The organism is Halopenitus sp. POP-27 (assembly GCF_029889855.1).
In the GTDB taxonomy this organism is placed as follows: Archaea; Halobacteriota; Halobacteria; order Halobacteriales; family Haloferacaceae; genus Halopenitus; species Halopenitus malekzadehii.
Genome location: NZ_JARANU010000025.1, coordinates 1 through 24557, shown reverse-complemented (window position 1 = coordinate 24557; position 24557 = coordinate 1). Strand labels below are relative to the sequence as shown.

28 protein-coding genes are annotated in these 24557 nt (G+C 66.9%); 18 read left to right on the top strand and 10 right to left on the bottom strand.

Annotated features, from left to right (window positions below):
* Nucleotides 1-110: 110 nt before the first annotated feature.
* Nucleotides 111-662 carry a hypothetical protein gene (locus OQF70_RS12920; RefSeq protein WP_280538075.1) on the bottom strand — a complete coding sequence of 184 codons (552 nt, stop codon included), beginning with the start codon at nt 660-662 and terminating at the stop codon, nt 111-113.
* A gap of 138 nt (nt 663-800) precedes the next feature.
* Here OQF70_RS12920 and OQF70_RS12915 point away from each other — a divergent pair, with 138 nt between their 5' ends.
* A complete protein-coding gene (locus OQF70_RS12915; protein ID WP_092814374.1) occupies nt 801-1277 on the top strand; it encodes a DUF5793 family protein in 477 nt (158 codons plus the stop codon).
* Nucleotides 1278-1382: 105 nt separating this feature from the next.
* Entirely contained in the window at nt 1383-2198 is an 816-nt protein-coding gene (hisF, locus tag OQF70_RS12910) for an imidazole glycerol phosphate synthase subunit HisF (protein WP_280538072.1), read from the top strand.
* 108 nt (nt 2199-2306) lie between these two features.
* Here hisF and OQF70_RS12905 read toward each other — a convergent pair whose 3' ends face one another.
* From OQF70_RS12905 to OQF70_RS12885, 5 genes are all read right to left on the bottom strand, one after another.
* Nucleotides 2307-2585, bottom strand: coding sequence for a DNA-directed RNA polymerase subunit L (locus OQF70_RS12905; protein WP_092814368.1), 279 nt, complete (start codon nt 2583-2585; stop codon nt 2307-2309).
* Nucleotides 2586-2698: 113 nt separating this feature from the next.
* Nucleotides 2699-3340, bottom strand: a complete 642-nt coding sequence (locus OQF70_RS12900; protein WP_092814365.1) for a 30S ribosomal protein S3ae — start codon at nt 3338-3340, stop codon at nt 2699-2701.
* Nucleotides 3337-3756, bottom strand: coding sequence for a KEOPS complex subunit Pcc1 (locus OQF70_RS12895; RefSeq protein ID WP_280538071.1), 420 nt, complete (start codon nt 3754-3756; stop codon nt 3337-3339). The genes OQF70_RS12900 and OQF70_RS12895 overlap by 4 nt, the downstream gene beginning before the upstream one ends.
* Entirely contained in the window at nt 3753-5045 is a 1293-nt protein-coding gene (locus OQF70_RS12890; RefSeq protein ID WP_280538069.1) for an exonuclease RecJ, read from the bottom strand. The genes OQF70_RS12895 and OQF70_RS12890 overlap by 4 nt, the downstream gene beginning before the upstream one ends.
* 112 nt (nt 5046-5157) lie before the next feature.
* Nucleotides 5158-5625, bottom strand: a complete 468-nt coding sequence (locus tag OQF70_RS12885; RefSeq protein ID WP_280538067.1) for a 30S ribosomal protein S15 — start codon at nt 5623-5625, stop codon at nt 5158-5160.
* A 281-nt stretch (nt 5626-5906) separates the two neighbouring features.
* On the opposite strand from OQF70_RS12885, the gene trkA reads away from it, so the two are divergent.
* The 3 genes from trkA to OQF70_RS12870 all read left to right on the top strand — a co-directional run bounded on the left by trkA (nt 5907) and on the right by OQF70_RS12870 (nt 10539).
* A complete protein-coding gene (gene trkA / locus OQF70_RS12880; protein ID WP_280538066.1) occupies nt 5907-7247 on the top strand; it encodes a Trk system potassium transporter TrkA in 1341 nt (446 codons plus the stop codon).
* Between the two features lie 14 nt (nt 7248-7261).
* On the top strand, nt 7262-8815 hold the full coding sequence (locus OQF70_RS12875; protein WP_280538065.1) for a TrkH family potassium uptake protein: 1554 nt from the start codon (nt 7262-7264) through the stop codon (nt 8813-8815).
* Between the two features lie 260 nt (nt 8816-9075).
* Complete coding sequence (locus OQF70_RS12870) at nt 9076-10539, top strand: TrkH family potassium uptake protein (protein ID WP_280538077.1); 1464 nt, start codon at nt 9076-9078, stop codon at nt 10537-10539.
* 95 nt (nt 10540-10634) lie between these two features.
* On the opposite strand, the gene OQF70_RS12865 is transcribed toward OQF70_RS12870, so the two are convergent.
* Entirely contained in the window at nt 10635-11705 is a 1071-nt protein-coding gene (locus OQF70_RS12865; RefSeq protein WP_280538064.1) for an MBL fold metallo-hydrolase, read from the bottom strand.
* 176 nt (nt 11706-11881) lie between these two features.
* Between OQF70_RS12865 and folP the strand changes: the two genes are divergently transcribed.
* From folP to OQF70_RS12825, 8 genes are all read left to right on the top strand, one after another.
* The gene (gene folP, locus OQF70_RS12860) at nt 11882-14590 is read left to right on the top strand and encodes a dihydropteroate synthase (protein WP_280538063.1); all 2709 of its coding nucleotides are present in this window, start codon (nt 11882-11884) and stop codon (nt 14588-14590) included.
* 129 nt (nt 14591-14719) lie between these two features.
* Nucleotides 14720-15499: an RNase P subunit p30 family protein gene (locus OQF70_RS12855; RefSeq protein WP_280538062.1), complete on the top strand. Its 780-nt coding sequence runs from the start codon at nt 14720-14722 to the stop codon at nt 15497-15499.
* Complete coding sequence (locus OQF70_RS12850; RefSeq protein WP_280538060.1) at nt 15496-15981, top strand: Rpp14/Pop5 family protein; 486 nt, start codon at nt 15496-15498, stop codon at nt 15979-15981. The genes OQF70_RS12855 and OQF70_RS12850 overlap by 4 nt, the downstream gene beginning before the upstream one ends.
* 6 nt (nt 15982-15987) lie before the next feature.
* Nucleotides 15988-16887, top strand: a complete 900-nt coding sequence (gene psmA / locus OQF70_RS12845; RefSeq protein ID WP_280538058.1) for an archaeal proteasome endopeptidase complex subunit alpha — start codon at nt 15988-15990, stop codon at nt 16885-16887.
* A gap of 88 nt (nt 16888-16975) precedes the next feature.
* Nucleotides 16976-17869, top strand: a complete 894-nt coding sequence (locus OQF70_RS12840) for an FAD-binding protein (protein ID WP_280538057.1) — start codon at nt 16976-16978, stop codon at nt 17867-17869.
* Nucleotides 17870-17905: 36 nt separating this feature from the next.
* Nucleotides 17906-18049: a ribbon-helix-helix domain-containing protein gene (locus OQF70_RS12835; protein WP_280538056.1), complete on the top strand. Its 144-nt coding sequence runs from the start codon at nt 17906-17908 to the stop codon at nt 18047-18049.
* 585 nt (nt 18050-18634) lie between these two features.
* A complete protein-coding gene (locus tag OQF70_RS12830) occupies nt 18635-18901 on the top strand; it encodes an AbrB/MazE/SpoVT family DNA-binding domain-containing protein (RefSeq protein ID WP_280538054.1) in 267 nt (88 codons plus the stop codon).
* A gap of 3 nt (nt 18902-18904) precedes the next feature.
* The gene (locus tag OQF70_RS12825) at nt 18905-19258 is read left to right on the top strand and encodes a type II toxin-antitoxin system PemK/MazF family toxin (protein WP_280538053.1); all 354 of its coding nucleotides are present in this window, start codon (nt 18905-18907) and stop codon (nt 19256-19258) included.
* 105 nt (nt 19259-19363) lie between these two features.
* Here OQF70_RS12825 and OQF70_RS12820 read toward each other — a convergent pair whose 3' ends face one another.
* Nucleotides 19364-20683, bottom strand: a complete 1320-nt coding sequence (locus OQF70_RS12820) for a transposase (RefSeq protein ID WP_280538051.1) — start codon at nt 20681-20683, stop codon at nt 19364-19366.
* A 232-nt stretch (nt 20684-20915) separates the two neighbouring features.
* Here OQF70_RS12820 and OQF70_RS12815 point away from each other — a divergent pair, with 232 nt between their 5' ends.
* Both OQF70_RS12815 and OQF70_RS12810 read left to right on the top strand, forming a co-directional pair.
* Nucleotides 20916-21152: a hypothetical protein gene (locus OQF70_RS12815; RefSeq protein WP_280538049.1), complete on the top strand. Its 237-nt coding sequence runs from the start codon at nt 20916-20918 to the stop codon at nt 21150-21152.
* The gene (locus OQF70_RS12810; RefSeq protein ID WP_280538048.1) at nt 21145-21498 is read left to right on the top strand and encodes a type II toxin-antitoxin system PemK/MazF family toxin; all 354 of its coding nucleotides are present in this window, start codon (nt 21145-21147) and stop codon (nt 21496-21498) included. Before OQF70_RS12815 ends, OQF70_RS12810 begins: the two co-directional genes overlap by 8 nt.
* A gap of 1 nt (nt 21499) precedes the next feature.
* Here OQF70_RS12810 and OQF70_RS12805 read toward each other — a convergent pair whose 3' ends face one another.
* Nucleotides 21500-21796 carry a chorismate mutase gene (locus OQF70_RS12805; RefSeq protein WP_280538046.1) on the bottom strand — a complete coding sequence of 99 codons (297 nt, stop codon included), beginning with the start codon at nt 21794-21796 and terminating at the stop codon, nt 21500-21502.
* 106 nt (nt 21797-21902) lie between these two features.
* Nucleotides 21903-22799, bottom strand: coding sequence for a shikimate kinase (locus OQF70_RS12800; RefSeq protein ID WP_280538044.1), 897 nt, complete (start codon nt 22797-22799; stop codon nt 21903-21905).
* 189 nt (nt 22800-22988) lie between these two features.
* On the opposite strand from OQF70_RS12800, the gene OQF70_RS12795 reads away from it, so the two are divergent.
* The 3 genes from OQF70_RS12795 to OQF70_RS12785 form a co-directional block, all read left to right on the top strand.
* Nucleotides 22989-23456 (top strand): DUF5796 family protein, encoded by a 468-nt coding sequence (locus OQF70_RS12795; protein ID WP_280538043.1) that lies wholly within the window; start codon nt 22989-22991, stop codon nt 23454-23456.
* 78 nt (nt 23457-23534) lie between these two features.
* A complete protein-coding gene (locus OQF70_RS12790) occupies nt 23535-23945 on the top strand; it encodes a nascent polypeptide-associated complex protein (protein ID WP_280538041.1) in 411 nt (136 codons plus the stop codon).
* A partial coding sequence (locus OQF70_RS12785) for a 50S ribosomal protein L11 methyltransferase (protein WP_280538040.1) occupies nt 23942-24557 on the top strand: 616 nt, incomplete at its 3' end. The genes OQF70_RS12790 and OQF70_RS12785, both read left to right, overlap by 4 nt.

Here is a 24557-nt window from a genome sequence, read left to right as displayed (position 1 = left end):
GCTGGGGGTCTCGGCTCATGCCGAACCCCCACGGAGGCAACTTTCTCCTACGCCGACCGTAGGATACTCTGGTCTGTGCACGCTTCTTTGGGACTTTCGTGAGAGTGTGGTCATTCCGCGTCGTCGGCTCGGTATTCCGTCTCATCCACCGCGTCCTCGCGCCGATCGGCCAGAAGCAGAATCGCGCCGAGAGCGCCGAGGAGGAGGGTTCCGACCGGGAGCGGGATCCCCGGCACGCCGAGGGTGACGAGGAGATACGTTGCGGCGAGAAGGACGATCCCCGCGGCCAGCAGGAGCCCGCCGATGAGTCTGACGGGGTCAACCGGCCCGTTCTCGACGCGCTCCTCGGCGAGGTAGTAGGCGATCGCGGTGAGCACGGCGACGGCGATCAGCGTCGACCCCGCCGCCCACGCGAGATACGCGTCGGCGACGACCTGCCCCGCCTGGTTGCGGAGCGCGGCGGGGATCGAATGCAGGAAAAAGGACCGATCGTCGATCGTCCAGCCGACGAGGTACTGCACCTCGAGGAACGGGTAGCGGAGGTACAGTATCGTCCCGTATCCCGGGATAGAGGCGTACGTCAGGTTCCAGGGAATGAGTGCGGCGAGCCACGCCGAGACGACGGCCAGTTCCCCGGCATACTCCGATCGGACCCAGACCATACGTGTAGGCACCCTCGCGATCACTTAAAAACGTCCGTCGATGGCGAGACGGCCGCCGGCTCCGAATCGATCGGCGCCGACCGGATGATCCGGGGGCGTTACGTTCATACGGGCTGACCGATAAGGGTTAGACAGTTGATGCGGCGGGAGTATTTCGAACTGACGGTTGAGAACGTCGAGCCGGACGCCGAGGGCGACGACCACAAGCCGCTGGTCCGGATCGCGTTTCACGGCCCCGACGGCTTGCTGACCGAACGACTGACCGGGCCCGACGGCGAACTACTGGCGGCCGACGAGACGGACGTCGCCTTCCGACTCCGTGACTCGCTCGAGGACGGCCCCGACGCCGAGGGCGTGGTGGCGGTCACGAACCGCGTGACCGGCGACTTCGTCCTCGAGTTGAACGAGGAGGCCGACGACGTCCGTCGGTTCATCCGCGCCGCTCGCGAGTACGGCCGCTCGTCGGCCGACGACGAGGAGGGACGCTACCGGGTCGAGATCACCGTCGACGACGAGGATCTGGTCACCTACGAGAAGCGGACCTTCCTCGTGTACGACCCCGACGGCAACCTGCTTCGCGGTGAGAGCCTGATCCCGTCCGGCGTCGAGCTGTAGCCGGCGCGACCCGATCGCCAGCCCGGACGTGGCGGCCGGCAGCCGGTTGCCGATCGCCGCCCCGGGTGGTTTTAGTACCGTCCGCGGACAAGGACTCGACAGCGAATGGGACTCACCAAACGCATCATCCCGTGTATCGACGTCGACCTCGATGAGGACGGCAACGCGGCCGTCTACACCGGGGTCAACTTCGAGAATCTGGAGTACACCGGCGACCCCGTGGAGCTGGCGCGCAAGTACAACGAGTCGGGCGCCGACGAGTTCGTCTTCCTTGACATCACGGCCTCGGCCGACGGCCGCGAGACGATGCTCGACGTCGTCCGCGGCGTCGCCGATGAGTGCTTCATCCCACTGACGGTCGGCGGCGGGATCCGCACGACCGACGACATCAAGGAGACGCTGCGAGCTGGAGCCGACAAGGTATCGATCACGACCGGCGCGCTCGACCGTCCCGCCCTGATCGACGAGGGTGCGGCCGCGTTCGGCTCGCAGTGTATCGTCATCTCGATCGACGCTCGACGGCGGTACGACGAGGCCGGCGAACACTACGTCGAGGCCGACGGCGAGTCGGTCTGGTTCGAGTGCACCAAGAAGGGCGGCCGCGAGGGGACCGGCATCGACGCCGTCGAGTGGGCGATGGAGGCCGAACGGCGCGGCGCCGGCGAGCTGTTCATCAACTCCATCGACCGCGATGGCACCAAGGACGGCTACGACGTCCCGCTGATGAGCGCCGTCTGTGAGGCCGTCTCGACGCCCGTGATCGCCTCCTCGGGTTGTGGCGGGCCGGAGGACGCCTACGAGGTCTTCACCGAGGCCGACGCGGACGCGGCGCTGGCGGCGTCGATCTTCCACTTCGGCGAGTACACGATCACCGAACTCAAGGAGTACCTGGACGACCGCGGCGTGCCGGTTCGGCTGTAGCGACGGGAGCCAGCACGTCGAGACGTCCCCACCGCACGATCACGCCGCACCAGGTCTCAGACCGCGCCACGCTCACGTCGCGTCTCCTTTCCGGCCGCGCGAACCGCCTCAGGCCGCGCGAACCACGTCGGAGAGGGCCGCCGTCTTGTCCGTGATCGCGGCGGCGGCGTCCTCGACCGCGTCCAGGGGATCGCCGGATTCGGTCTTGACGGTCAAGACGGGGTCCGTCTGGCCGCCCGACTGTTCGGGGTTGACGTCGTAGGTCGCGGCGGCGACGTCCTCGTGCTCCAACAGCGCGCCCTTCAGGACGTTCATAAAGGTATGGTCCTCGCCCGCGATCTCGATGCGGAGTTCCGCCTCGCTCTTGTCGATGACCCGCAGTTCCATAGCCAGCGGTTCGTGCGAGCCGCGTTTCAACGTTTCGTCTCGGGGGGATGGGTCGGATGCCATCCGCCGCGGACGGCTCGAAAAAGCGTCGGTCGTTCGAACGGCGCGCCGGCCTACTCGTCGACGGTGACGTCCTCGGTGTCGACGTCCACGGAGGCTTCCTCCTCGGCCGCGACCTCCTCGGGTCGGGCCTCGAGGGTGAGCTTCTGGACCTCGACACGGCGGAGCGGGTAGATCGTCTTCGCGTCGCCGTAGATCGCCGAGGAGAGTCGGCCCTCGACGACCGAGTCGACGAGTTCCTCGAAGGTCCGGTCGGCGGCAGCCTCGTGGACCTGGTCGATCATCACGCGACGGATGGCCTGCTCCTGGGAGCGGTCGGCCTTCTTCGTCGTGAGCGACACGGGCTGGAGCCGGACGCGGTAGTCGTCGGTCGTCAGGACCGTGATCGACGCCTCGACCTTCGAGGAGCCGCGCCGCACGAGCGAGCGCAGGTAATCCCGCGTCAGCTCGTACTTCACGAACTCGGAGTAGGCCGTGTCGCTGCCGACGTCGGTGATCTTGAACGTCAGCTTGGTGTTGTTGCCGCTGCTGTCCTGGTTCAGATCGCCGAGCGTCGTCGTGATCGTCCGGCCGACGACCTGCTCGGGTTCCTCCGCGAGGGTCTCGCCGATCTCGTCCCGGTCGAACTGCTCGGGGGCGAGCACCGAGTACCATCGCTTCTCTTGCGTCTGTTTTGATACGGATCGTTCGCTCATGTCTGGTGTGTCGTGTCTGTGTCGGTCGTCTGTCTGTTCGTCGGGTCCGCGTCTCGATCCCGATCCCGAGATCGACTCCGCTCCTCATCCCGCGTTTCCCCGGCCATATGCCGGTGTTCCGCGCCGCGATCGACGAGGCGATCGGCCACCTGCAGGTTGACGAGATAGTCGTCGACCGTCGACTGCAGGCCGCCGGTCGTTTCCCGCTCGATCGAACAGACGACCGCGTCGTCGTCGACGCGGGCGTCCATCGAGTCGGTGTTGTCGGGCGCCAGGGCGTCCCGAACGAGTTCGGGATCGTCGTGGCGCGTCCGGACGGTCGCCGTCCGAGCGGGGCGACCCCCGGCGCCGTCGCCAGGGTGGGCATCGGTGTCACCGGCGTGGTCGCCGCCGGCACCGTCGTCGAGCCCGTTCATAACGCCTCCCTCGTGGCCGCGATCACGGCCGAACCGTCGTCGTCCATCGGTACTCGTGCGCCGCCACGGGTCGGTCCGCCCCAGCCGGTGCCGTCACGCTCGGCCGCAACGCGCCGAAGCGCGGTCCCGATACCGGTCGGGTCCGTTGCCGCCGCAGCGACACGCCCCGCATCCGGATCGAGAACGAGGGTGACGGGTTCCGGCGATCGATACTCCCGAAGCAGCCGAGCGACGGTGGGCAGCGTGGCCGCCGGTGCGGACACGCGAGCGACGGACACGCCGTCGTATCGCGCCATCGTCGTCTCGGCGATCGCCGCGTGGACGGCGGTCCCGTGGGTCTGCCACGTCTCGATCGCGGCCGATCGCAGGTCATCGTTCACGCCGGTGCCGGCGAGCGCAAGCGCGATCCCGGTTCCGGGCGACTCGCGCGCAAGCACGTCGAGAACGTCGGCATAGCCGCCGACGGTTCCGACGGGACCGGTCGTCGCGTACGGTCGCAGCGCGCGTTCGACGGCCGACGACGCACGTTGCGTCGCCGCCGCGGGCGCGACCACGTCGACGGCGACCGTCGACGCGACCCGGCGGCGGTCGGCGTCCGCGAGGACGTCCGCCCCGATCGTGGCCCGAACGTCGTCGGGAGCGCCCGAGTAGGGCGCGTGGAACAGCGTCGAGGCGGCGATCCCGGTCGCGAGCCCGTCATCCGTCTCCGGGGACGGGACCGCGAGGCCTGGCTGCCGTTCGACGAGTCCACGCTGGGTCGCAACGTCGAGTGCGGTTCCGGATCCGTCCGTTCCCGGAACGGATCCGGCGGCGACCACGCCGGCAAGCGCGAGCACCGGATCGGGGTCGCCCCCGAGCTCGGTTCCGACCGCGAAGGCCGCGGTGCTTGCCGGACGACCGTCGCTCCGGAGGACGTATGACTCGGTTGCCGTCGACCTGTCGTCTGCCGATCCGTCGTCCGCCGATCCGTCGCCTGCCGATCTGTCGTTCGCGGACGTGGTCGTCGTTTCGATCCCCTCGACGCCGACGAGCACGTGAACCTCGTCATCGGTTCCTGCGGACGGGCCCGGCCCGGAGTCGCCGGTCGCATCGTCGATCGTCCCGGCGGGATCCGGATGGATCCGGATCTGGAACGGCGTGTCGACGCCGCGTGCGGCCCCCGCAAGCAGCGACGCCGCTGCGAGGGAATCGCCGTCGTCGCGAGCGACGAGCCGAACGAACGGCGCGTCACGGACGACGCCGGCGATCGTGTCGGGCGTCGCGTCAGGTGCGATCACGGAATCGGTCATCGGGACGTGTGTGGGATCGGGGTGTGTTTGATCGATGGACGTCGGGTATTGGGGTGTGTCGGGTCGATGGGCGTCGGTTATCGGGGTCCGTCGGATCGGGATCGTGAGTCGATCACTCCTCGAGGAGCTCGACGCCGTTCTCGTAGGTGTACGTGAAGTCCTCGTCGAGCTGGTCGCCGCGGTAGTAGTCGGCGAGCCGGCGGATCTTCGACTCCGTGTTCTGAAGCGCCCGCTTGTTCTGGTGGTCCTGCGGGTTCTCCGCCATGTGTTCGCGCAGCCGGACCGCGCGTTCGACGAGGTTCCGGAAGTCCTCGGGGACCGACGCGGCGGCGTCGTGCTCCTCGAGGATCTCGGTGATCTTCTTCCCGGTCGCCAGCTTGACGTCCGGGATCGGCGTGCCGGTCACGCCCTCATCGCGCAGTTTCATTCCGATCTGGCTGGGGTCGTAGTCCTGTTCTGCCAGTTCGACGACGCGGGCCTCGATGTCCTCGGCGTCGACGTCGCTCCACTCCGGCGGATCGTCTGCCACGGGCTTGTCCGAACCGGACAAGCCACGGCGGCGTGTATGCATTCGTGCCATTGTCTGTCGTTGGAACGGCACAACCGCAAAAGCGTGACCGCGAGCCCCCCATCGGGGACTCACGGTGCACTGCCGCAATCCCGAGCCGTGGGCGATCGCCCCGGCGAGTCAGACTTACGGCTGTGCTGTTCCCACAAGTGAGTTCCCGCCGAGCCTCTTAAGGGTGTTCTCTTGACCCGCGGGATCGGCGATCGCAGCGGTGGTTGCGACGGTGTCCGGGACACAACCCATTTATCGTTCCTCCGAGAACGCCGGCGTATGAGACACGAGGAGGCCGCTCCGTGCACGTAGTCATCATCGGGGCGGGCCAGGTCGGCGAGAGCATCGCCGCCGATCTCCAACACGACCACGACGTCGTGGTCGTCGAGAATCGCGCCGACCGAGCAGACGAACTGACCTACGCGCTGGACGTCCTGACGATAACCGGCGACGGAACGGATCTGAACACGCTTCAGGAGGCCGGCATCGAGGAGGCGGACATGGTTTTGGCCACCACCGACGACGACGAGACGAACATCGTCGCCTGCTCGACCGCGAAGGCGATCACCCCCACGGCGTTCACCATCGCGCGCATCAAGAACACGAAATACCTCCGGACGTGGGAACACGACGAGGGCGCGTTTGGCATCGACCTGATGGTCTGTACCAACCTCCTCACCGCCGAGTCGATCGTGCGCGTCGTCGGGTTGCCGGCGGCCCGCGACGCCGACGTCTTCGCCGGCGGCCGGGTGCAGATGGCCGAGTTCGAGATCGGCGAGGGGTCGCCGATCGTCGACCAGACCGTCGAGGAGGCCGACCGGTTCGACTCGCTCACCTTCGCCGCGATCCTCCGGGACGGCGACGTCGAGGTGCCACGCGGAGACTCCTGTCTGTTGGCGGGCGACCGCGTGGTCGTCATCGGGTCGCCACACAGCGTCCAGACGTTCGCCCGCACGATCGCCCCCAAGGAGTCTCCGGAAGAATCAGCCGAGGTCGTGGTCATCGGCGGCTCCGAGATCGGCTATCACGTCTGCCGCCTGCTCGAGGAACGCGGCCTCTCTCCGCGTCTCGTCGAGCAGGACCACGAGCGCGCGAGAACCCTCGCCGAGAACCTCCCCGAGACGCTCGTGATGGAGTCTGACGCGACGGATATGGGCTTTCTCGAGCGGGAGCACGTCGGCGACGCGGACATCCTCGTTTCGACGCTCGATTCCGACGAGAAGAACCTCCTCGAATGTCTGCTCGCTCGGCGGCTCGGCGTCGAGCGAACGGTCGCAGTCATCGACCGGACCTCCTACGTCGACCTCTTCGAGACGGTCGGCGTCGACGTCGGCGTCTCGCCTCGGGAAGTCGTCGCCGAGGAAATCACGCGGTTCACCCAGTCAGGTGCCGCTGAGAACGTCGCGTTCATCGAGTCAGATAAGGCCGAGGTACTGGAGGTGGAGATCGGCGCCGACAGCGCGCTCGCTGGCAAAACGATTCGGGACGCGATGGCGGATCTCCCCGAGTGCGTCGTCATCGGCGCAATCACCCGCGACCGGGAGTTCATCGTCCCGCGCGGCGACACTGAGCTCCGCGCCGGCGACCACGTCGTCGTCTTCGTCGAGACGCCCGTCGTTGACGAGGTTACGGCGCTGCTGTAACCCTCGACCCAGCAATGCTCTCGCTCCCGGACCCCACGGGGATCGCCGACCGGATCGGCCGGTGGCGACGCCGTCCCGTCCGGGTTCGCTGGCGGGCCAGCCTCGGGTTGGTCGGCAGCATTCTCGTCTGGCTCGCCGTCCCGTTGTCGTTCCCGCTCGTGCTCGCCGGGTACTACGACGAACCGCTCCTCCCGTTCCTCGTCACGATCACGGTCACGCTGGGCGTCGGGCGATGGCTCGAGCGACTGTCCGGCGACGCCGACCTCGGCGGTCGAGAGGCGTTCCTGATGGTCGCACTCGCGTGGCTGTTCGTCGGCGTGATCGGCGCGATCCCGTTCCTCGTCGCCGGCGAGGGGGCCGTTTCCCAGCCGATCGACGCGCTCTTCGAGTCGATGTCGGGGATCACGACGACGGGCGCGACCGTGCTCGTCGACTTCTCCGTTCACGGACGGTCGATACTGATGTGGCGACAGGTGATCCAGTGGCTCGGCGGGCTCGGAGTGCTCGTGTTGGCGATCTCGGTGCTCTCCCGGCTGTCGATCGGCGGGACACAGCTGATGGAGACGGAAACACAGACCCAGGACGTCCACAAGCTCTCGCCACACATCGAGGAGACCGCCCGGATGCTCTGGTCGCTGTACGCGGCGATCACGCTGGCCTGTGCGGGCACCCTGTACGTCCTACACCTCGCCGGGGTCGCCCCGGCGATGACGCCGTACAACGCGCTCGCCCACGCACTCACGGCGGTCGCGACCGCGGGTTTCTCGCCGGACCCCGGCAGCGTCGGGGCGTTCTCGCGGGCGGCGCAGTGGACGATCGTGCCCTTTATGTTCATCGGGGCGACCAACTTCATCCTCATTTACTACTTCGTGCGCGGCGATTGGCTCCGGCCGGTTCGAAACGAGGAGTTCCGCTACTACGTCGGCGTCGCGATCGGGACGGTCGTCCTGGTCGCGCTGTTGTTGCTCACCGATCCCGGCGTTTCGTTCCCCCTCGAGGCGAAGCTCCGGCACGCCACCTTCCAGGTCGTGTCGATCCTCACGACGACCGGCTTCGCGACCGTCGACTTCAACGGCTGGTCCCCGGCCGCGAAACACGTGCTGTTCCTGTTGATGTTCCTCGGCGGAATGGCGGGATCGACCACCTGTTCGATCAAGCTCCTGCGGTGGCTGATCGTGCTGAAGGGGTTCCGTCGGGATCTGTTCACGGCTGTGCATCCCGATGCAGTCCGCCCGATCCGCCTTTCCGGGTCCGTGGTCGAGGAGGAGACGGTCCGTGACGTCTACGCGTATACCCTCGTCTCGGTCGTGATCTTCTTCGTGCTCACCGCGTTCATCGCGGTCGACGCGGCCCGCGCCGGACTCGTGCTCTCGGAGTTCGAGGCGATGAGCGCCGCCGCGGCGACCTTCTTCAACATCGGTCCAGCCTTCGGCGTCGCGGGACCGTTCGGCAGCTATCACCCGTTCTCGAACGCGACGAAGGCCGCGATGATCGTGTTGATGTGGGTCGGCCGGATCGAGATCATCCCCGTGTTCGTGCTGTTGACGCCGGCGTACTGGCGGTCGTGAGAACGCGGATCCGATCGGCCAGTGCACCGAGAACGGTCGGCCAGCGCACCGTGACTCGACGGGTCCGTGCGTCGTGAACCCGGTGGATTCTTGCCGGACCCCCGTCTCGGCTGGGATATGTCTCGAATGCGGACCGGGACGGTCACGCGTCGTCGGGGACGCCGATCGGGAGGTGACGCCGCGTGTCCACGTCGGTGAGAGTCGACTGGCGGACGAGCGTCGCCGTCACCGGCACGGTCGTCAAGTACACCGCCGTCGCGATGGCGATCCCGCTCGTCGTCGCGCTCGTGTACGGCGAGGACCTGCTCGTCTTCGGCGCGTCGATCTTCTGCGTACTCGGGGCCGGCATCCTGCTCGAGCGGGCCGACCCCGACCCGGATCTGGGGCCGCGGGAGGCCCTCCTCCTCGTCGCGCTCGCCTGGTTGGCCGTCGGCGTCGTCGGGACGATCCCGTATCTGTTAGCGGGCTACGGAACCGCCTCGACGCTCGCCCACCCAGTCAACGCCTTTTTCGAGTCGATGTCGGGGTTCACCACCACCGGCGCGACCGTGATGGGCGAGATATCGACGGACCAACACTCCCACGCGCTGTTGCTGTGGCGCCAGCTCACCCAGTGGCTCGGCGGAATGGGGATCATCGTCCTGATGGTGGCCATTCTCCCCGAACTGGCCGTCAACGGCGCAGACCTCATCCAGGCGGAGGCCCCCGGCCCGCAGCTCCAGAAGCTCACCCCCCACATCCAGGAGACCGCCAGGGTTCTCTGGAAGGTCTACTTCGCGTTCACGTTGCTGCTCGCGATCGTCCTCTATAGCCTCCATCTCGTCGGCGTCGCGCCGAATATGGATCTGTTCAACGCGATCGCACACGCCTTCTCGACGATGCCGACCGGCGGGTTCTCCACGAAGGCCGACAGCATTGCGGCGTTCTCGGCCGCCGTCCAGTGGGCGATCATCCCGTTTATGGTCGTCGCCGGGGTCAACTTCGCGCTGTTCTGGCACGTCCTCGCGGGCGACACTCGCGACCTGTTCGACGACACGGAGCTGCGGACCTACGCTGGCGCAGTCGCCGCCTTCGTCGCGCTCGTCTTCGGCCTGCTGTATTCCGGCGTCGCGCCGCCGCTCGAGATCGGCGGCACCACCGAGGGAACCGCCGAACCCGCGCTCCGGCACGCCGCCTTCCAGATCGGCTCGCTGTTGAACTCGACCGGGTTCGCCACGAGCGACTTCGCGCAGTGGGGCACCTACGGACAGCTCACGCTGCTGTTCGCGATGTTCGTCGGCGGGTCGGCCGGATCGACCGGCGGCGGGATCAAGGTGGTTCGCTGGCTGATCGTCTGTAAGGTCCTCCACCGCGAGCTGTTCCGGACCGCCCACCCCGATGCGGTCCAGCCGATCCGACTCGCGGGGACCGTCGTCGACGAGAACGCCATCCGCGGGGTCGTCGTGTTCACGCTGTTGTACCTCGGGCTGTTCGGTGCTGGCGTGCTCGTGATCGCACTCGACGCCGCCCGCGTCGGGATCGAGTTGACCGCGCTCGAGGCGATCGGCGCGAGCCTCGCGGCGATCGGCAACATCGGCCCGGCGTTCGGTCGGCTCGGTCCCTTCGGGTCCTACCTCGATCTCCCCGCCACCTCGAAGCTCGTGATGGTCCTGTTGATGTGGTTCGGCCGGCTCGAGATCCTGCCCGTCCTCGTCGTGTTCACGGGGAGCTTCTGGCGTCGGTGAGCGCGGCCGGTCCGGGGCGTCGAACGGTCACCACTGGGACCAAACGGTCACTTCTTGAAGACGATCGTCACCGCTGACCCGTCGCCCCGACCGTGTCACTGGCCCTCGGTTTCAGCCTCGACCCGGCCGTAAAACCGCGTCTCGGGGAACAGCGATCTGACGTCGGGGTCCGCGTCGACGAGGGCGTACTCCGTCCCGTCGCGCTCGACGATGCCGGCGTCCGCGAGGTGCTCGAGGTGCGCGTGCGCCTCGCCGGGGCCGTGAAGGATGTGGACCGCCGAGAGGTCGCCAAAGAGGTGTGCGGAGACGCTCCAGGTGTCGAGCGGTCCGTGTTCGCGGAGGACGTCGATGACGCGCTCGGTGCGCTCGCGGTGGTGTTCGAGGATCACCCCGGCCCGCCGGCTCGGGTCCGCGATCGTGTCCCGATGGCCGGGATACGCGACCGACCAGTCCCGATCGATGACGCGAACGAGGCTGTGAACGTACTGATCGAGCGCACCGGTCATCCGCAGGTCCGCGCCGCCCACGTTCGGCGTGTATCGCGGGAGGATCGCGTCGCCGACGAAGGCGGCGGTGTCACCGCGATCGCCACGTCCGCTGCCCGTTTCGTGGTCATCGAGCGCCGCGGTGTCGGCGGCCGTCTGGTCGAACGCGAAGGCCGCGAGCCCCGCCGCGTGGCCGGGGAGATGCACCGCCTCGAACTCGATCCCGTTCACGGCGAACCGGTCGCCGTCGGCAAACGGCGTGACGTCGGCGTCGACCTCGCGGTAGGACTCGTTGGCGTCGAGCACCTCCTCGAGCTCCTCGCGCGCCGCATCGGGCATTCCCCAGCGGTCGAAGACCGCTCGCCGTCCCGCCGAGTCGCTCGACGGGGGCAGTTCGGCGCCCGAAATGAGCGGCGCGTCGGCCTCGTGGGCGCGGACGATGCAGTCGCTTTCCCGCTGGATCACGCCGGCGAGCCCGGCGTGGTCCTGGTGCCAGTGGGTGAGAAGGACCTCGTCGACGTCGGCGAACTCGAGCCCGAATTCCGCGAGCCCGTCCGCCAGTTCCGATTCGACCGCCGGCGTTGAGATCCCCGTGTCCACGAGGGCCGTCGTCTCGCCGTCGAGGACGTAGACGTTGTTGAGTCCCTCGAAGACCGCGTTCCCGAGCCTGATTCGCTTCACGTTGGATCCCTGTGTGACGGGTCGATTTCAACGTTCCTCCTGCGGCCGCGGCTGCCGGCTCGTGTACCGGCATCGATTCGCGTCCCGGCGATCGGTTCGTGTTCCGGATGCCGGCGGCCGACCCGATCGTCGACATCGTCACCCTCAAGCGACGCCCCGCCCGAGCGTCATCGTATATGCACTACCACGAGGCGGCGAACTTCCTGTTCGACCTCCGCCGCTTCTCGGTTCGCCCCGGTACCGACGCCGTCGAGGCGCTGCTCGATCACCTCGGGAACCCCGAGACGGAGCTCGAGTTCGTCCAGATCGCCGGATCGAACGGGAAGGGCAGCACCGCCCGGATCGCCGAGTCGATCCTTCGGCAGACCGACCGAACGGTGGGGTTGTACACCTCGCCACACCTCGATGACCTCTCCGAGCGCATCCGGGTCGACGGACACCCGATGACCGACGACGCCATCGCGACCTTCATCGAGCGGGCACGCCCCTGGCTCGTCGACCGTGCCGCCGCGGGCGAGCCGCTCACCTTCTTCGAGGTCGTCACCGCGATGGGGATCTGGGAGTTCGCCCGCCGCGACGTCGACGTCGCGGTGCTCGAGGTCGGCATGGGCGGCGAATACGACGCGACGAGCGCGGTCGACCCCGTGACGGCCGCGATCACGAACGTCTCACTCGAACACACCGCGGTACTGGGCGAGTCGGTCGAGGAGATCGCTCGAACGAAGGCGCGGATCGCCGACGAGGGGACGCCCGTCATCACGGCCTGCGGAGGGAGCGCGCTGTCAGTCATCCGGAAAGTCGTCACGGACGCAGGCGGGGACGTCCGGACGGTCGACGGACCGACCGTGTCCGACCCGGATCCGAACCCGGACGTGACGGCCACGTACCACGGCCGCATCGAAACACGTTCGGGGCGACGCAGTCCGACGGACTCGCGGATCGAGGTCGCCGGCTCGGGATGGAGCTACGACGCGCGACTCCCGCTCGTGGGCGAGTATCAGGCGACCAACGCGGCGATCGCGGTCGCGATCGCACACGAAACCGTCGTCCGGATCGACGGAGAGGAGGCATCATCGGCGAGCGCGCCGATCCCTGCCGAGGCGATTCGCGACGGGCTTGCAACCGCGAGTTGGCCCGGGCGTTTCGAGGTCCTGGGAACCGAGCCCCTGGTCGTCCTCGACGGGGCACACAATCCCGCAGCCTGTCGAACGCTGGCGGGAACGCTGTCGGAGTACGAGTACGACGACCTCCATCTCGCGTTCGCCGCGATGCACGACAAGGACCACGAGGGAACGATCGATGCGTTGCCGACGCCCGAGTCGGTCCACACCTGCGAACCCGACCACCCACGGGCGGCGGACCCCGACGTGTTGGCGGCCGCGTTTCGGAACGCGGGGATCGAGGAGACGACGGTCGTCCCCGCGGTCGCCGACGCGCTCGAGGCGGCGATCGACCGGGCGGACGCCGACGATTGTGTGCTCCTGACCGGGTCGCTGTTCGCGGTCGCGGAGGGACGCGCAAGATACACACGACACGTCGTTCCCACACAGGTCGACACGCCGGCGGACGCCGAGACCCTGCTCACGGACGCCGACGTCGGCGACCCCGAACGCGACCGCGTTCGCGACGGACTGGTCCATCGCGTCCTTCGCACGCGACTCGATCCGAGCCGGGCCGAGGCGCTGCGGCGGGCGGCACTCCACTGTGGGCTCGAGTGTGCGGTCTCGGACGTCGGGTCGGGCGGCGAATCGATCGCGGTCGTGATCGGCGGGACCGTCGACCGGATCCACGATCTGGCCGACGTGATCGACGACCCGGGTGTCCACAGCGACGACCCGGGTTCCCGTACCGACGGCCCCGGTGCCCACAGCGACGACCGACTGACCCATCGCGGAAACGGGCTCCCCGGGCTGGCCGAGACCATCCGTGATCGTGCGGGGAGCGGTGACGTCGTCGATTCGTCGACCACACCTGGTTCGTCGACCACACCTGGTTCGTCGACCGCATCCGATCAGTCCACGACAGCCGACGGGTCGGCCGTCGACTCGACGACCTGGCCGTGGACCGACGGCCCGACGGTGATGGGGATCCTCAACGTCACGCCGGACTCCTTCCACGACGGGGGGCGGCACGGAACGTTCGCGGACGCGATCGAGGGCGCACGGCGAATGATCGACGCCGGCGTCGGGATCATCGACATCGGCGGCGAGTCGACGCGACCGGGCGCCGACCCGGTTCCGGTCGACGACGAGATCGACCGCGTGGTACCGGTTGTGGAGGCGCTCCAGGACCTCCCGGCGATCGCCGACGGCGACGTCGTGCTCTCGATCGACACGCGCAAACCCGACGTCGCGGACGCCGCGCTCGCGGCGGGCGCGGACGTCATCAACGACGTGACCGGGCTCGAGGACCCACGGATGCGCGAGGTCGTCGCCGAGGCCGGCTGCCCGGTGGTCGTGATGCACAGCGTCGAGGCGCCGGTCGATCCCGACACGGAGATCGAGTACGAGGACGTCGTCGAGGACGTTCTCGACGCCCTCCAGGAACGGATCCTGCGTGCGGAGGCCGCGGGGATCGACCGCCGGAACGTGATCGTCGACCCGGGACTCGGGTTCACAAAGTCACCGTCCGAGGAGTTCGCGGTGTTGTCCCGCACCGAGGAGTTCGCCGCGCTCGGCTGTCCGGTCCTCGTCGGCCACTCCCACAAGTCGATGTTCGGCGCACTCGGGTACGATGCCGACGACCGCGGTGCCGCGACCGTCGCCGGGACGGCGGTCGCCGTCGACCGCGGGGCGGACATCATCCGTGTGCACGATGTGGCGACGAACCGGGCCGCCGTCGACGTCGTCACGGCGGTTCACGATCCCGATAGCGTCGGGGAGTGAGCAGGACGTGTTTATCGCGGGAGCGGCCCGCGATCCCGGTGGTGCAGTCGGTTCAGCACGAACATACTCCACACACGCGGTGGTCCACCAAGCGCAATCTCCAAAACCCCGGCCGGCGAATCCCGGCGTATGTATGAGGCGGTCCAGGCGTATCCGGCCGGCGACAGCACCGTCGCCAGGCTCGCCAGCACGGCAGCCCGGCTCGGCTATTCGGGACTGGTGATCCGGACCCGGTCCGCCTCGCGCGCGGTGGAGCCGACGGCGATCGGCGACGAATACGGGATCGACGTCGTCACCGGCGTCGAGATCGACGCGGACGACCCGTCAGCCGCGAGCGGGTCGGTCGGGAACTTCCGCCCCGACTTCACGGTGCTCACGCTCCGGGGCGGATCGAACGCGCTCAACCGGTTCGCCGTCGAGTCCGACCGCGTCGACGTGCTCTCGAAGCCGATGGCCGGTCGTGGGGACGTCAACCACGTGCTCGTGAAGGCCGCGGCTGACCACGGCGTCGCCCTCGAGTTCGATCTCGGACCGGTCCTCCGGGCGACCGGCGGCCGCCGGGTGCAGGCACTGTCGGACCTTCGAAAGCTCCGGGAGATCGTCGACCACTACGACGCACCCTACGTGGTGAGCGCGACCGCGGCGTCACACCTCGAGCTTCGCGCGCCGCGGGAGCTGCGGGCCGTCGGCGAGGCGATCGGGTTCGACGCGGACGCGATCGATGACGGGCTCCGTGCGTGGAAGCGGATCGCCGAGCGGAACCGGCACCGACTCTCGGAGTCGTTCGTCGAACCGGGCGTCCGACGCGGACGGTACGGCGACGACGCCGGAGGCGAGGACGACGGGCCCGGCAGGAGGACCGCCGATCCCGGACGCGAGGATGACACCGGATCGGGGGGGGACCGGTGAAGCACCTCCCGAAACACCTCCGGCCGCGGTGGCGGTACCTCGGCGTGGGGCTCGAGGCGTGGCCGGCCACGTCCATCGGTCGGCGCGACTTCCAGCGGGCGCTGTGGTACGCCGCGGGGAACCTCCTCGGCGATCCGGGCAGCGCGGACGCGAAGCTGTCGGTGCTGTCGTTCACCTTCGACGACGCCGTCGGCGAGGGGGAGGCGGTGGTTCAGGTGCGACGAGCCCACGTCGAGCCGGCGCGTGCCGCGATCGCCTGCGTCTCCGCGATCGATGACGACCCGGTCGGCATACGGGTTCGCGGCGTTTCGGGGACGGTCCGGGCGTGTGAAGAAAGATATATGGGTCGCGCGGGCGGACCGTCACGGCAGAGAGACGTCACGCTCGACGGGGCGGACCGACCGGCCGTCATCCGCGGTGACGCGGTCGACGTGTCGGCGGAGTCCGGCCACGTCGGCGCGACGCGACTCGATCTCGAGTGATACCATATGCAGGGACAAGCCCAACAGCAGGCGTACGACCGCGGCATCACGATCTTCTCGCCGGACGGTCGGCTCTACCAGGTCGAATACGCTCGTGAAGCCGTCAAACGCGGCACGGCGAGCATCGGCGTCCGCGCCGAGGACGGCGTCGTCCTCGTGGCAGACAAGCGCGCCCGATCGCCGTTGATGGAGCCGGAAAGCGTCGAGAAGATACACAAGGCCGACGACCACGTCGGCGTCGCGTCGGCCGGCCACGTCGCCGACGCACGCAAACTCATCGACTTCGCCCGCCGCCAGGCGCAGGTGAACCGGCTGCGGTACGGCGAGGCGATCGGCATCGAGACGCTGACCAAGAACATCACCGACCACATCCAACAGTATACCCAGGTCGGCGGCGCGCGCCCGTTCGGCGTGGCACTGGTGGTCGGCGGAATCGAGAACGGCGAGCCGCGCCTGTTCGAGACGGACCCCTCGGGGACGCCCTACGAGTGGCAGGCGCTGTCGATCGGGTCGAACCGCACCGACATCCGGGAATACCTCGAGGAGCGTTACGAGGAGGACCTCTCGATCGATGCGGCGGTCGGCCTCGCGCTCGAGGCGCTCGCCGAGGCGAACGAGGACGACGGACTGACGCCCGACGGCGTCGGCGTCGCCACCGTGACCGTCGACGATCCGACGTTCCACGAGCGTTCCGCCGCCGAGAAGGAAGCGATCCTCGAGGAACACGACCTCCTCGCGGTGGACGAAGACGAGGACGAGGACGAGGAGGGTGATGCCGAGTCGGCTGCTGCTGATGACGCCGCGGACGACACCGGCGCCGCCGACGAGACTGACGACGACGATACCGACGACGATACCGACGACGACGATACCGACGACGACGATACCGACGACGCCGAGGAGTAACGAGGAGAACCGGTCCCGTGCGTTCGGCACGAGACCGACGTTCGACGCGGATCCGGGACTATTTGGCGCAACTCCTCCAGCGAGTCGTATGGGCACGACGACGGACCCCACGAACACGGACGCGTCGGCGGTCGACACCTATGAGGTACTGATCGTCGGCGGCGGCGTCGCCGGGCTGTCGGCGGCGACCTTCACGGCGCGGGCGAGTCTCGACACCGCCGTGATAACCGCCGGCGAGTCGATACTCAAACGGAACGCACACGTCGAGAACTATCCCGGCTTCCCGGCGGGCGTCAATCCACGGCTCCTGCTCGATATGCAGCGATCACAGGCGACCCGCAACGGGGCCGATATGGTGCACGGCCGCGTCACGCGATTGAAACACGTCGGGACCGCCGACGGTGATCTCGACGTGAGCGATGACGCTCGCTTCCTCGCGACGATCGCCGGGGACGCGGACCCCGACGGCGACGCGGCCGGGGACGATGTGTCGGGGGCCACCGCCGCGACCGATCGGACGATCGCCGCCGAACGCGTGATCGCGGCCTCCTGGGCGGACGCGAGCTATCTGGACCCGCTCGACGTCGACCGCCGGGAGGCGGGTTCAAAGACGTACCTCGAGGACGACGGCGACGGGCGAACGACCGTCGAGGGGCTGTACGCCGCGGGTCGACTCGCCGAGCGCTACCACCAAGCGGTGGTCGCGGCCGGCGACGGCGCCAGAACGGCGATCACGCTGATCCACGACGCGGAGATCCCCTTCTACCACGACTGGGTCGCCCCGGAGGGCTACTTCACCGACCGCGGCCGCGAGGTCCCGCCGGGGTGTGAGGAGGTCTCGGAGACCGAGCGGCGGGCCCGTGAACGCGAGTCGATCGCCGCGATGCAAGAGTACTTCGCGGCGCCACACGAGGACCGTCAGCGAACACATCCCAGCCTCGTCGACGACGACCTCGGACGCGTTCCAGAGACGGACCGGTAGCCCAACTTCTCGTGTAGTACGAGCGTACTACGAGAGATGGCACAGTCGGATACCGCAGTCAACGGGAGCGACGAGACGGTCAACCTCCGGCTCCCGAAGGGATTCCTTGCGGACCTCGATGAACAGTGGCAGGAACGGGGATACAACTCGCGATCGGCATTCATACGCGAAACCTTGTGAGACGCGGTGTACGGGACACAGCTCTCGAAGCGGGCACTCGAAGACCTACTGGAGAGCGAACGACGGTTCGAGGAGGGTGAGACGGTAAGTGCGGAGGAAGCTCGCGAACGATTCGGTACGGACGAGTGGGATCCGGACGTGGGAGCTATCCGACCGGGCGGCCGACGGACTCGGTTCCCTCGACGACGAAACCCAACAGCGGAATTCTCGACAAACTCGACGACGTGGTGTCGGACGAATTCCGCGAGTCGCCGGACTTCGCCAAGCCGTTAACCGGTGCGAAGCCGTGGCAGTCGCTACGAGTCGGTGACTATCGGGATATCGTCCGGTTCAACCGTGAGACTCGGAAAATACAGGTGGGCGCAGTCGGGCATCGATCGTCCATCTACGACGAGTTTCCGTGACGTGGAACGTATCGAAACACGGGAAACGCACCGCGACTCCCTTTGCTCCACCTTGTTCAGGTAGCTGAAGTTCAACATATGACACGGTGAATCAAAATCACCCAGTTGATGGTCGTTCCCGCTTCTCAGCGACCTTCTCCGAGCCGAAAGTGACTTAGGTTGGAATATGATTTGAATATGTATGAGTCAACGGGAGGAGCGCAAGGTCGGGGAGCGTGGGCAGGTTACCCTCCCGAAAGAGCTGCGAGAGAAACTGGGTATCCAAGGCGGTGACGAGGTGCTCGTTCACGAAGAGGACGGAAAAATCACCATCGAAAAATCCGTCACTCGCGAGGAACTCGCAGAGGGGTACCGGCGACGCAAAGCGGAGTCAGATGCCCTCACCGCGGAGCTGGACGGTGTGTCTCGCGAGGCTAACGAGTACCTCGGCGATCGCCCTGAGTGGTAATCGATGAACGTTCGCCGCGGAGACGTTGTTATCGTCGAACTCGACCCGACGGAAGGTTCGGAGCAGCGAGGAACCCGACCGTGTCTGGTCGTCCAGAACGACATTGGGAACGAGAACGCCCCAACGACCATCGTCGTTCCCTTCACGACATCGCAAGGGGATGACCTGTATCCGTTTGAGGTACTCGTCACGGCCGCGGAGTCTCCGCTTCGAGAGGATTCGGTCGCGCTCTGTAGTCAGATTCGGACGGTTTCAATCGAACATCGCGTTACGAACGATATTGGCTATATTCCGAATGCTCGTATGAAAGAGGTTGACACAGCGCTCGAATACAGTCTCGGTCTAACGGAATTCTAGCGAGATTCCCGCTGTTCGACCTTGTTCAGGTAGCTGAAATCCTTGACATCCTCCCGCGCGTGAACACGCGGGAATCCCACGGCACCGCACCGCTGGATTGGGATATTACGGTTTGCAGTCTACCACTTGTGCCTGCGGTTGGAATCCGCTGGACAAGTCATACAGGTAGACGTCGGGCTGTGCCAACCAGCCGGTACTCCTATCCTCGTCCAAACTGGCCGAAGACTCGGAGTTACTTTCGTTGCTGTCGAGCCGGATGTTCTCCGCCCCGTTCACGTCCGCGTTGAACGCCGCATCACACGTCTCACACACATACAACCCGCGTTCAACACGCTGAGTCTCGTCTTCTCTGCCACAGACACAACACGTCTTGCTCGTGTCGCGCTCGGACACTTCGACGACCTCGATGCCCGACACCTTCGCTTTGTACGTAAGGATCGACGTGAAGCGGTCGAATGCCCATCCGTGTAAGTCGAGATTCCCGTGGCGACCCCAGTTCTTCGACTCGCCGGTCTCGTCCTCGCGGACTCCAGCGAGGTTGCCGACGGTAATGCGACCAACCCCCTTCTCGACACATCGCTTGACGATATGTGTCGCTAACGAGTGGAAAAAGTGGGTGCGGCGCTCCGACCACTTCCTATGCAAACGCGTCGCTTCTTCCCCACCAGAGTCGTCGCATGTGGCGATCTCCTTGGGGAAGTGGTAGCCGTCCTGTTTCAGACGGTTGCCGGGGTACAAATCAGCCTCCTCGGTGCTGTATGCAACCGCCGCAAAGTTGCAGATTCCGAGGTCGATACCCGCGGTTTCGGTGCCGGGTGCGGTGGGCGTCTCGACCTCGTGTTTGCAGACGAGGTGGAGTTCCCAGCGATCAGTCGCGTTGTCGTAGACGGCTCGAACCTGTTGGAGATTCTCGACCGTGACGCCGGGACGGGTTTCGTATTCGACGAGGATGTACTCCCACGCTTTCGGGTGTTCCTTGTGATTTGCGCCCTTCGAGAGGCGAACACGGTCGTTGGTGGTGTCGTGTTTGATGCCGTTCTGTTTCCACGTCACCGTGCTGCGCGGGTGTTCTTCGTGGACGCGACGGCCCTGCTGATCGTAGTAGTTTTTCTTGCGGTAGCCGGGCGGATTCGCGCGATCGTCGGATTTTCTCTTGCCGTACCACGAGTTGAAGGCTTCAGCGAGTTCCTCCAGAACGCGCTGACTGGATTGCGAGTGCAATCCCTTGTATGTTGGATGCGTCTTCAACTCGTCTTTGAGATCGCCGTGGTCGGGAATCTCGCCCGTCTCCTCCCAGACTTGTCGGGAGTGATAGGTGGCAACGTTCCAGAGCTTGCTGGCTGACCACCCGTGTCGGTCGAGCGAGTCCGCTACCTGTGCGTGGTTGCGGATTTTCGCTCGGTGTGTGCGGTGGACTTCCAGCATTCTGAACGTCTGTATAACCGCTTATATCTAATTATTTGTAAAGGCTCGGATTGAGAATGATGGAATATCCGGCCCGATCATCGACGGTGGAATGTGGGGACGTTGTCGGATTCATCCTGACTCAAGGGCCAGGTATTCTCCTTGCTCTGTATAATACATACCGCAATCTCCGCCGGACGCTGTGGGTAATAGTGGGCAACACATATCAGCGGTGGGTCCGTACCGTATGTCCATGAAAGTGGACGCAACAGACCTCAAAACGAACGAGACGGACGACCGAGGTCGAGTCTATCTCGGTACCGAGTACGCGAACAAGCGTGTAACCGTCGCTGTCGTCGAGGTGGAGTCCGACCGCCCGGACGACGACGAACTGGCTACCGCCTACCGGGAAGCGTCTGAAAGCGCAGAGAAAATCGCCGAGGAGTGGGACGAAACATCCGACGAAGCGTGGGAAACTCTCGATGGGTGACGATAGGGACGTGCGACGGGGCGATGTGGTTATCGTTCGACTCGACCCTGCCGAAGGACACGAGATGAAAAAGACACGACCGGCCGTGGTCGTTCAAAACGACATCGGAAACCGAAACTCCAGCACGACCATCGTCGCGCCCGTCACGGGAACATACCGGGAGTATCCGTTCGAGGTGTTCGTCGAGGCGGACGGGTCACCGCTCGAAAAGGATTCCTCGGTCCGGTTAGACCAGATTCGAACCGTCTCGGTTCCGGAACGGATTCACTCGGTCGTCGGGTCACTCGATGGACCCACGATGGCCGAAGTAGACGAGGCGTTAAAACTGAGTCTCGCCCTCGACTGAGCTACCGACTCTCCCGCTGTTCGACCTTGTTCAACTCGATCAGGAGCCGGAAGATCGCCTTCACCAGGTTCGCGTCGACATCGAACTGTTCGGCGTTCTCGCCGGCGCGCTCCATAACGCGGGTCTCCTGTGACTCGTCGGTCGTGGGCAGATCCCGATCGTCCTTGACGGCCGCGACGGTGTCGGCGACGTACGTCCGCCGGGCGATCAGCTCGACGATCTCGCGGTCGATGTCCTCGATCTCCGCGCGCAGTTCCGCAAGGTCCATCTCTTCGGGATTCACGTCGTCAGTGCTCATTGTGTGGTGGATCGGGTTCGGGGAGTTTGAAGTGATTGATTCGACGGCGGACGATCCGATACGTTGGTGGGGTGGGTAGGAATGGCGTGGCGTGGATCACCGTTCGTCACGGGCCACGTATCGTCGCGCCGTCGGAGCGCGTCGTCGTGGTTCGAACGGTCCCGTCACGGGCGGCCCACAGATCGCGGACGCGATCGAGGTCGGTCTCGGGGTCCGCCGGGTCGGCAACCGCCACGACGCTGGGGCCGGTGCCGGACAGGGAGACGCCGGTGACGTGGGGCATCGCCTCGACGGCCGGGTCCGGTGAAAACCCGAGCGCGGCCGAGAACGCGAGCCCGTTGACCGACATCGCCTCGGCGTAGCGGCCATCGAGCGCGAGTTCCGCGACGAGGTCCGCCATCGGCGCGACGGCGCCGCATCGCTCCACGTCGGCGTCGGCGCTGTAGGCGCGCTCGGGCGGGGTCCAGACGAGGACGTCCCACTCGAGGCGCTCGCGCGTGAGGAGCTCGTCGGCCGTGTTGTCGGTGACGGTCACGCCGCCGAGCATCGACGCCGAGGCGTCGTCGAACGCGCCGGTAGCGGTGACGCCGGCGTCTCGGGCGGCGGTGACGCCGAGCCGACACGCCTCCAGACGGGTGACGTCCGCCGTGGAGTCCTCGGCGTCGCCGACCGAGAGTCCGAGCGCCGCGCAGGTGGCCAACACGGTCGCGTTGGCGGCGGCGCTGGAGCTTTTCAGTCCGGCCGCAAGCGGGACGTCGCTGTCGGTCCGCACCGTGCCGCCCTCGCCGGCGCCCCAGCGTTCGGTCGCGAGTTCGACGCAGCGTTCGATGAGTCGCGTGTCCGCGTCCGGCGCCTCGGCGATGGTGCCCGTCACGTCGTCGGCGTCCGGATCAAGCGTGACGGTCGCGCGCGTCTCGACGTCGATGCCGAACGCGGACCCGGTGCCGGTCGCCAGCGCGTTGAGAACCGTTCCGGCGCCCAGCGCGGCTGCCCGTCCCTCCATACCGAGGGACTCCCGAGCGGGGCCATAGGTGTGGCGGTCTCGGTCGGCAGTCTCGGGCGGTGGTTTCGATCGGTGGTTTCGATCGGCGGTCCAGGTCGGCGGCCTCGATCGGCGGTCCCGGTTGGCGATCCGGCTGGGAGTCACGGCCGGAACGCGTCCCTTTTTGCCGCCGCGACCACACCTATCGGTATGTCCTCGTCAGCGCGGTCCGACATCCCGCCCACCACCCTCGGCATCGAGCTTCGGGAGGAGGGCGTCGTCGTGGAGTACCTCGACGGCCGAACCACGCTCTATCGCGGCGTTCCCACGACCGTCGAGGGGACGCTGACGGCCGGTCCCGGCAAGGAGACGCACGTGCTTGTCACCGACCCGACCGAGACCGAGGGCGTGATGACCTACGTGAACGACCTGAAGACGCACGACGAGATCCTTGAGGACACCGGCGTCGGGCGCGTGATCTTCGAACCCGGCGAGGGCGAGGAGCTGTTCCCGGGCGTGGCGGCCAGACGCGCCGGCGAACGCACGCAGATCGAGGCCGACCCCGAGACCGCCGGCGGCCGCGTTTTCGTGTTCGTCGAGGACGACTGGAGCGAGCGGAGCTTCGAGATCGTTGCGCCGCCCGTGGCCGGGATCGGCAGCTTCGAGTCGGACGACTGACGCCGATCGGCGGCCGACGGTCGATCCACCTTTCGCACGTTCGTCACCCTTTTGCTGCCACGAGCGCGAGACGAAGGTATGCTTGGAGGCGGCGGTATGAACCCACGGAAGATGAAACAGATGATGAAACAGATGGGGATCGACGTCACCGAACTCGACGTCGAGGAGGTCGTCATCCGAACCGACGACGAGGACCTCGTCTTCGACGGTCCCCAGGTCACGCGAATGGACGCCCAGGGCCAGGAGACCTACCAGGTCGTCGGCGAGCCCGAGTCCGTCGATCCGGGAACCGGCGGCAGCGATGCGGGACCGGCGGCCGAGCTGGACGCCGGCGACGCCGAGGACGATGTCGGGACGGCCGGTCCGGCGATCCCCGAGGACGACGTGATGATCGTCGCCGAGCGTGCCGGCGTCAGCGAGGAGGACGCCATCGAGGCGCTCGAGGCCGAGGAGGGTGACCTCGCGGCCGCCATCGCCCGCCTGGAGTGACCGACCCCGCCTACCTCCTGATCGGGGACGGTCGAGAGTACCTGCTCGAACCCGGCACGGAGTTCGGCACCGACCTCGGCGTTCTTGAAGTCCCCGCGGACGCCGAACACGGCGACGTGATCGAGACGCATCTCGGCGAGGCGTTCGAGGTTCGCGAGTTGCGCCTGCCGGACCTCTTCGACCACCTCGACCGAACCGGCGCCCCGATGATGCCCCGAGACGTCGGACTGATTATGGGTCACGTCGGCGTCGCCGCGGGTGATCGCGTCCTCGATGCCGGGACCGGAACGGGCATTCTCGCGGCAGCGCTCGGACGCACGGGTGCACGTGTGCGAACCTACGAGCGGGACCCGGAGTTCGCCGACGTGGCGCGGGAGAACATGCGGATCGCGGGCGTGACCGACCAGGTCGACGTCCGGACCGGCGATCTCGCCACGATCCTGTCGGAGGAGCCGACCGGGGAGGAAGGGACGGTCGACGAGGACGGTATGCACGACGAGAACGACGTGGAAGCCCCCGACGCTGACCCCGACGCCGACCCCGACGCATACCCCGCCGTTGAACCCATCGACGCCCAGTTCGACGTGCACCCCCACGCTGCCGGCGGTGCGC

Bases quoted from the DNA above. Each gene is read 5' to 3' on its own strand.
- OQF70_RS12820 (WP_280538051.1), bottom strand. From the start codon at position 20,683: ATGCTGGAAGTCCACCGCACACACCGAGCGAAAATCCGCAACCACGCA.
- hisF (WP_280538072.1), top strand. From the start codon at position 1,383: ATGGGACTCACCAAACGCATCATCCCGTGTATCGACGTCGACCTCGAT.
- OQF70_RS12815 (WP_280538049.1), top strand. From the start codon at position 20,916: ATGAAAGTGGACGCAACAGACCTCAAAACGAACGAGACGGACGACCGA.
- OQF70_RS12825 (WP_280538053.1), top strand. From the start codon at position 18,905: ATGAACGTTCGCCGCGGAGACGTTGTTATCGTCGAACTCGACCCGACG.
- folP (WP_280538063.1), top strand. From the start codon at position 11,882: ATGCACTACCACGAGGCGGCGAACTTCCTGTTCGACCTCCGCCGCTTC.
- OQF70_RS12790 (WP_280538041.1), top strand. From the start codon at position 23,535: ATGCTTGGAGGCGGCGGTATGAACCCACGGAAGATGAAACAGATGATG.
- OQF70_RS12905 (WP_092814368.1), bottom strand. From the start codon at position 2,585: ATGGAACTGCGGGTCATCGACAAGAGCGAGGCGGAACTCCGCATCGAG.
- OQF70_RS12805 (WP_280538046.1), bottom strand. From the start codon at position 21,796: ATGAGCACTGACGACGTGAATCCCGAAGAGATGGACCTTGCGGAACTG.
- OQF70_RS12840 (WP_280538057.1), top strand. From the start codon at position 16,976: ATGGGCACGACGACGGACCCCACGAACACGGACGCGTCGGCGGTCGAC.
- OQF70_RS12900 (WP_092814365.1), bottom strand. From the start codon at position 3,340: ATGAGCGAACGATCCGTATCAAAACAGACGCAAGAGAAGCGATGGTAC.
- OQF70_RS12795 (WP_280538043.1), top strand. From the start codon at position 22,989: ATGTCCTCGTCAGCGCGGTCCGACATCCCGCCCACCACCCTCGGCATC.
- OQF70_RS12885 (WP_280538067.1), bottom strand. From the start codon at position 5,625: ATGGCACGAATGCATACACGCCGCCGTGGCTTGTCCGGTTCGGACAAG.
- OQF70_RS12890 (WP_280538069.1), bottom strand. From the start codon at position 5,045: ATGACCGATTCCGTGATCGCACCTGACGCGACGCCCGACACGATCGCC.
- psmA (WP_280538058.1), top strand. From the start codon at position 15,988: ATGCAGGGACAAGCCCAACAGCAGGCGTACGACCGCGGCATCACGATC.
- OQF70_RS12920 (WP_280538075.1), bottom strand. From the start codon at position 662: ATGGTCTGGGTCCGATCGGAGTATGCCGGGGAACTGGCCGTCGTCTCG.
- OQF70_RS12855 (WP_280538062.1), top strand. From the start codon at position 14,720: ATGTATGAGGCGGTCCAGGCGTATCCGGCCGGCGACAGCACCGTCGCC.
- OQF70_RS12835 (WP_280538056.1), top strand. From the start codon at position 17,906: ATGGCACAGTCGGATACCGCAGTCAACGGGAGCGACGAGACGGTCAAC.
- OQF70_RS12895 (WP_280538071.1), bottom strand. From the start codon at position 3,756: ATGAACGGGCTCGACGACGGTGCCGGCGGCGACCACGCCGGTGACACC.
- OQF70_RS12875 (WP_280538065.1), top strand. From the start codon at position 7,262: ATGCTCTCGCTCCCGGACCCCACGGGGATCGCCGACCGGATCGGCCGG.
- OQF70_RS12800 (WP_280538044.1), bottom strand. From the start codon at position 22,799: ATGGAGGGACGGGCAGCCGCGCTGGGCGCCGGAACGGTTCTCAACGCG.
- OQF70_RS12830 (WP_280538054.1), top strand. From the start codon at position 18,635: ATGAGTCAACGGGAGGAGCGCAAGGTCGGGGAGCGTGGGCAGGTTACC.
- OQF70_RS12915 (WP_092814374.1), top strand. From the start codon at position 801: ATGCGGCGGGAGTATTTCGAACTGACGGTTGAGAACGTCGAGCCGGAC.
- OQF70_RS12810 (WP_280538048.1), top strand. From the start codon at position 21,145: ATGGGTGACGATAGGGACGTGCGACGGGGCGATGTGGTTATCGTTCGA.
- OQF70_RS12870 (WP_280538077.1), top strand. From the start codon at position 9,076: ATGGCGATCCCGCTCGTCGTCGCGCTCGTGTACGGCGAGGACCTGCTC.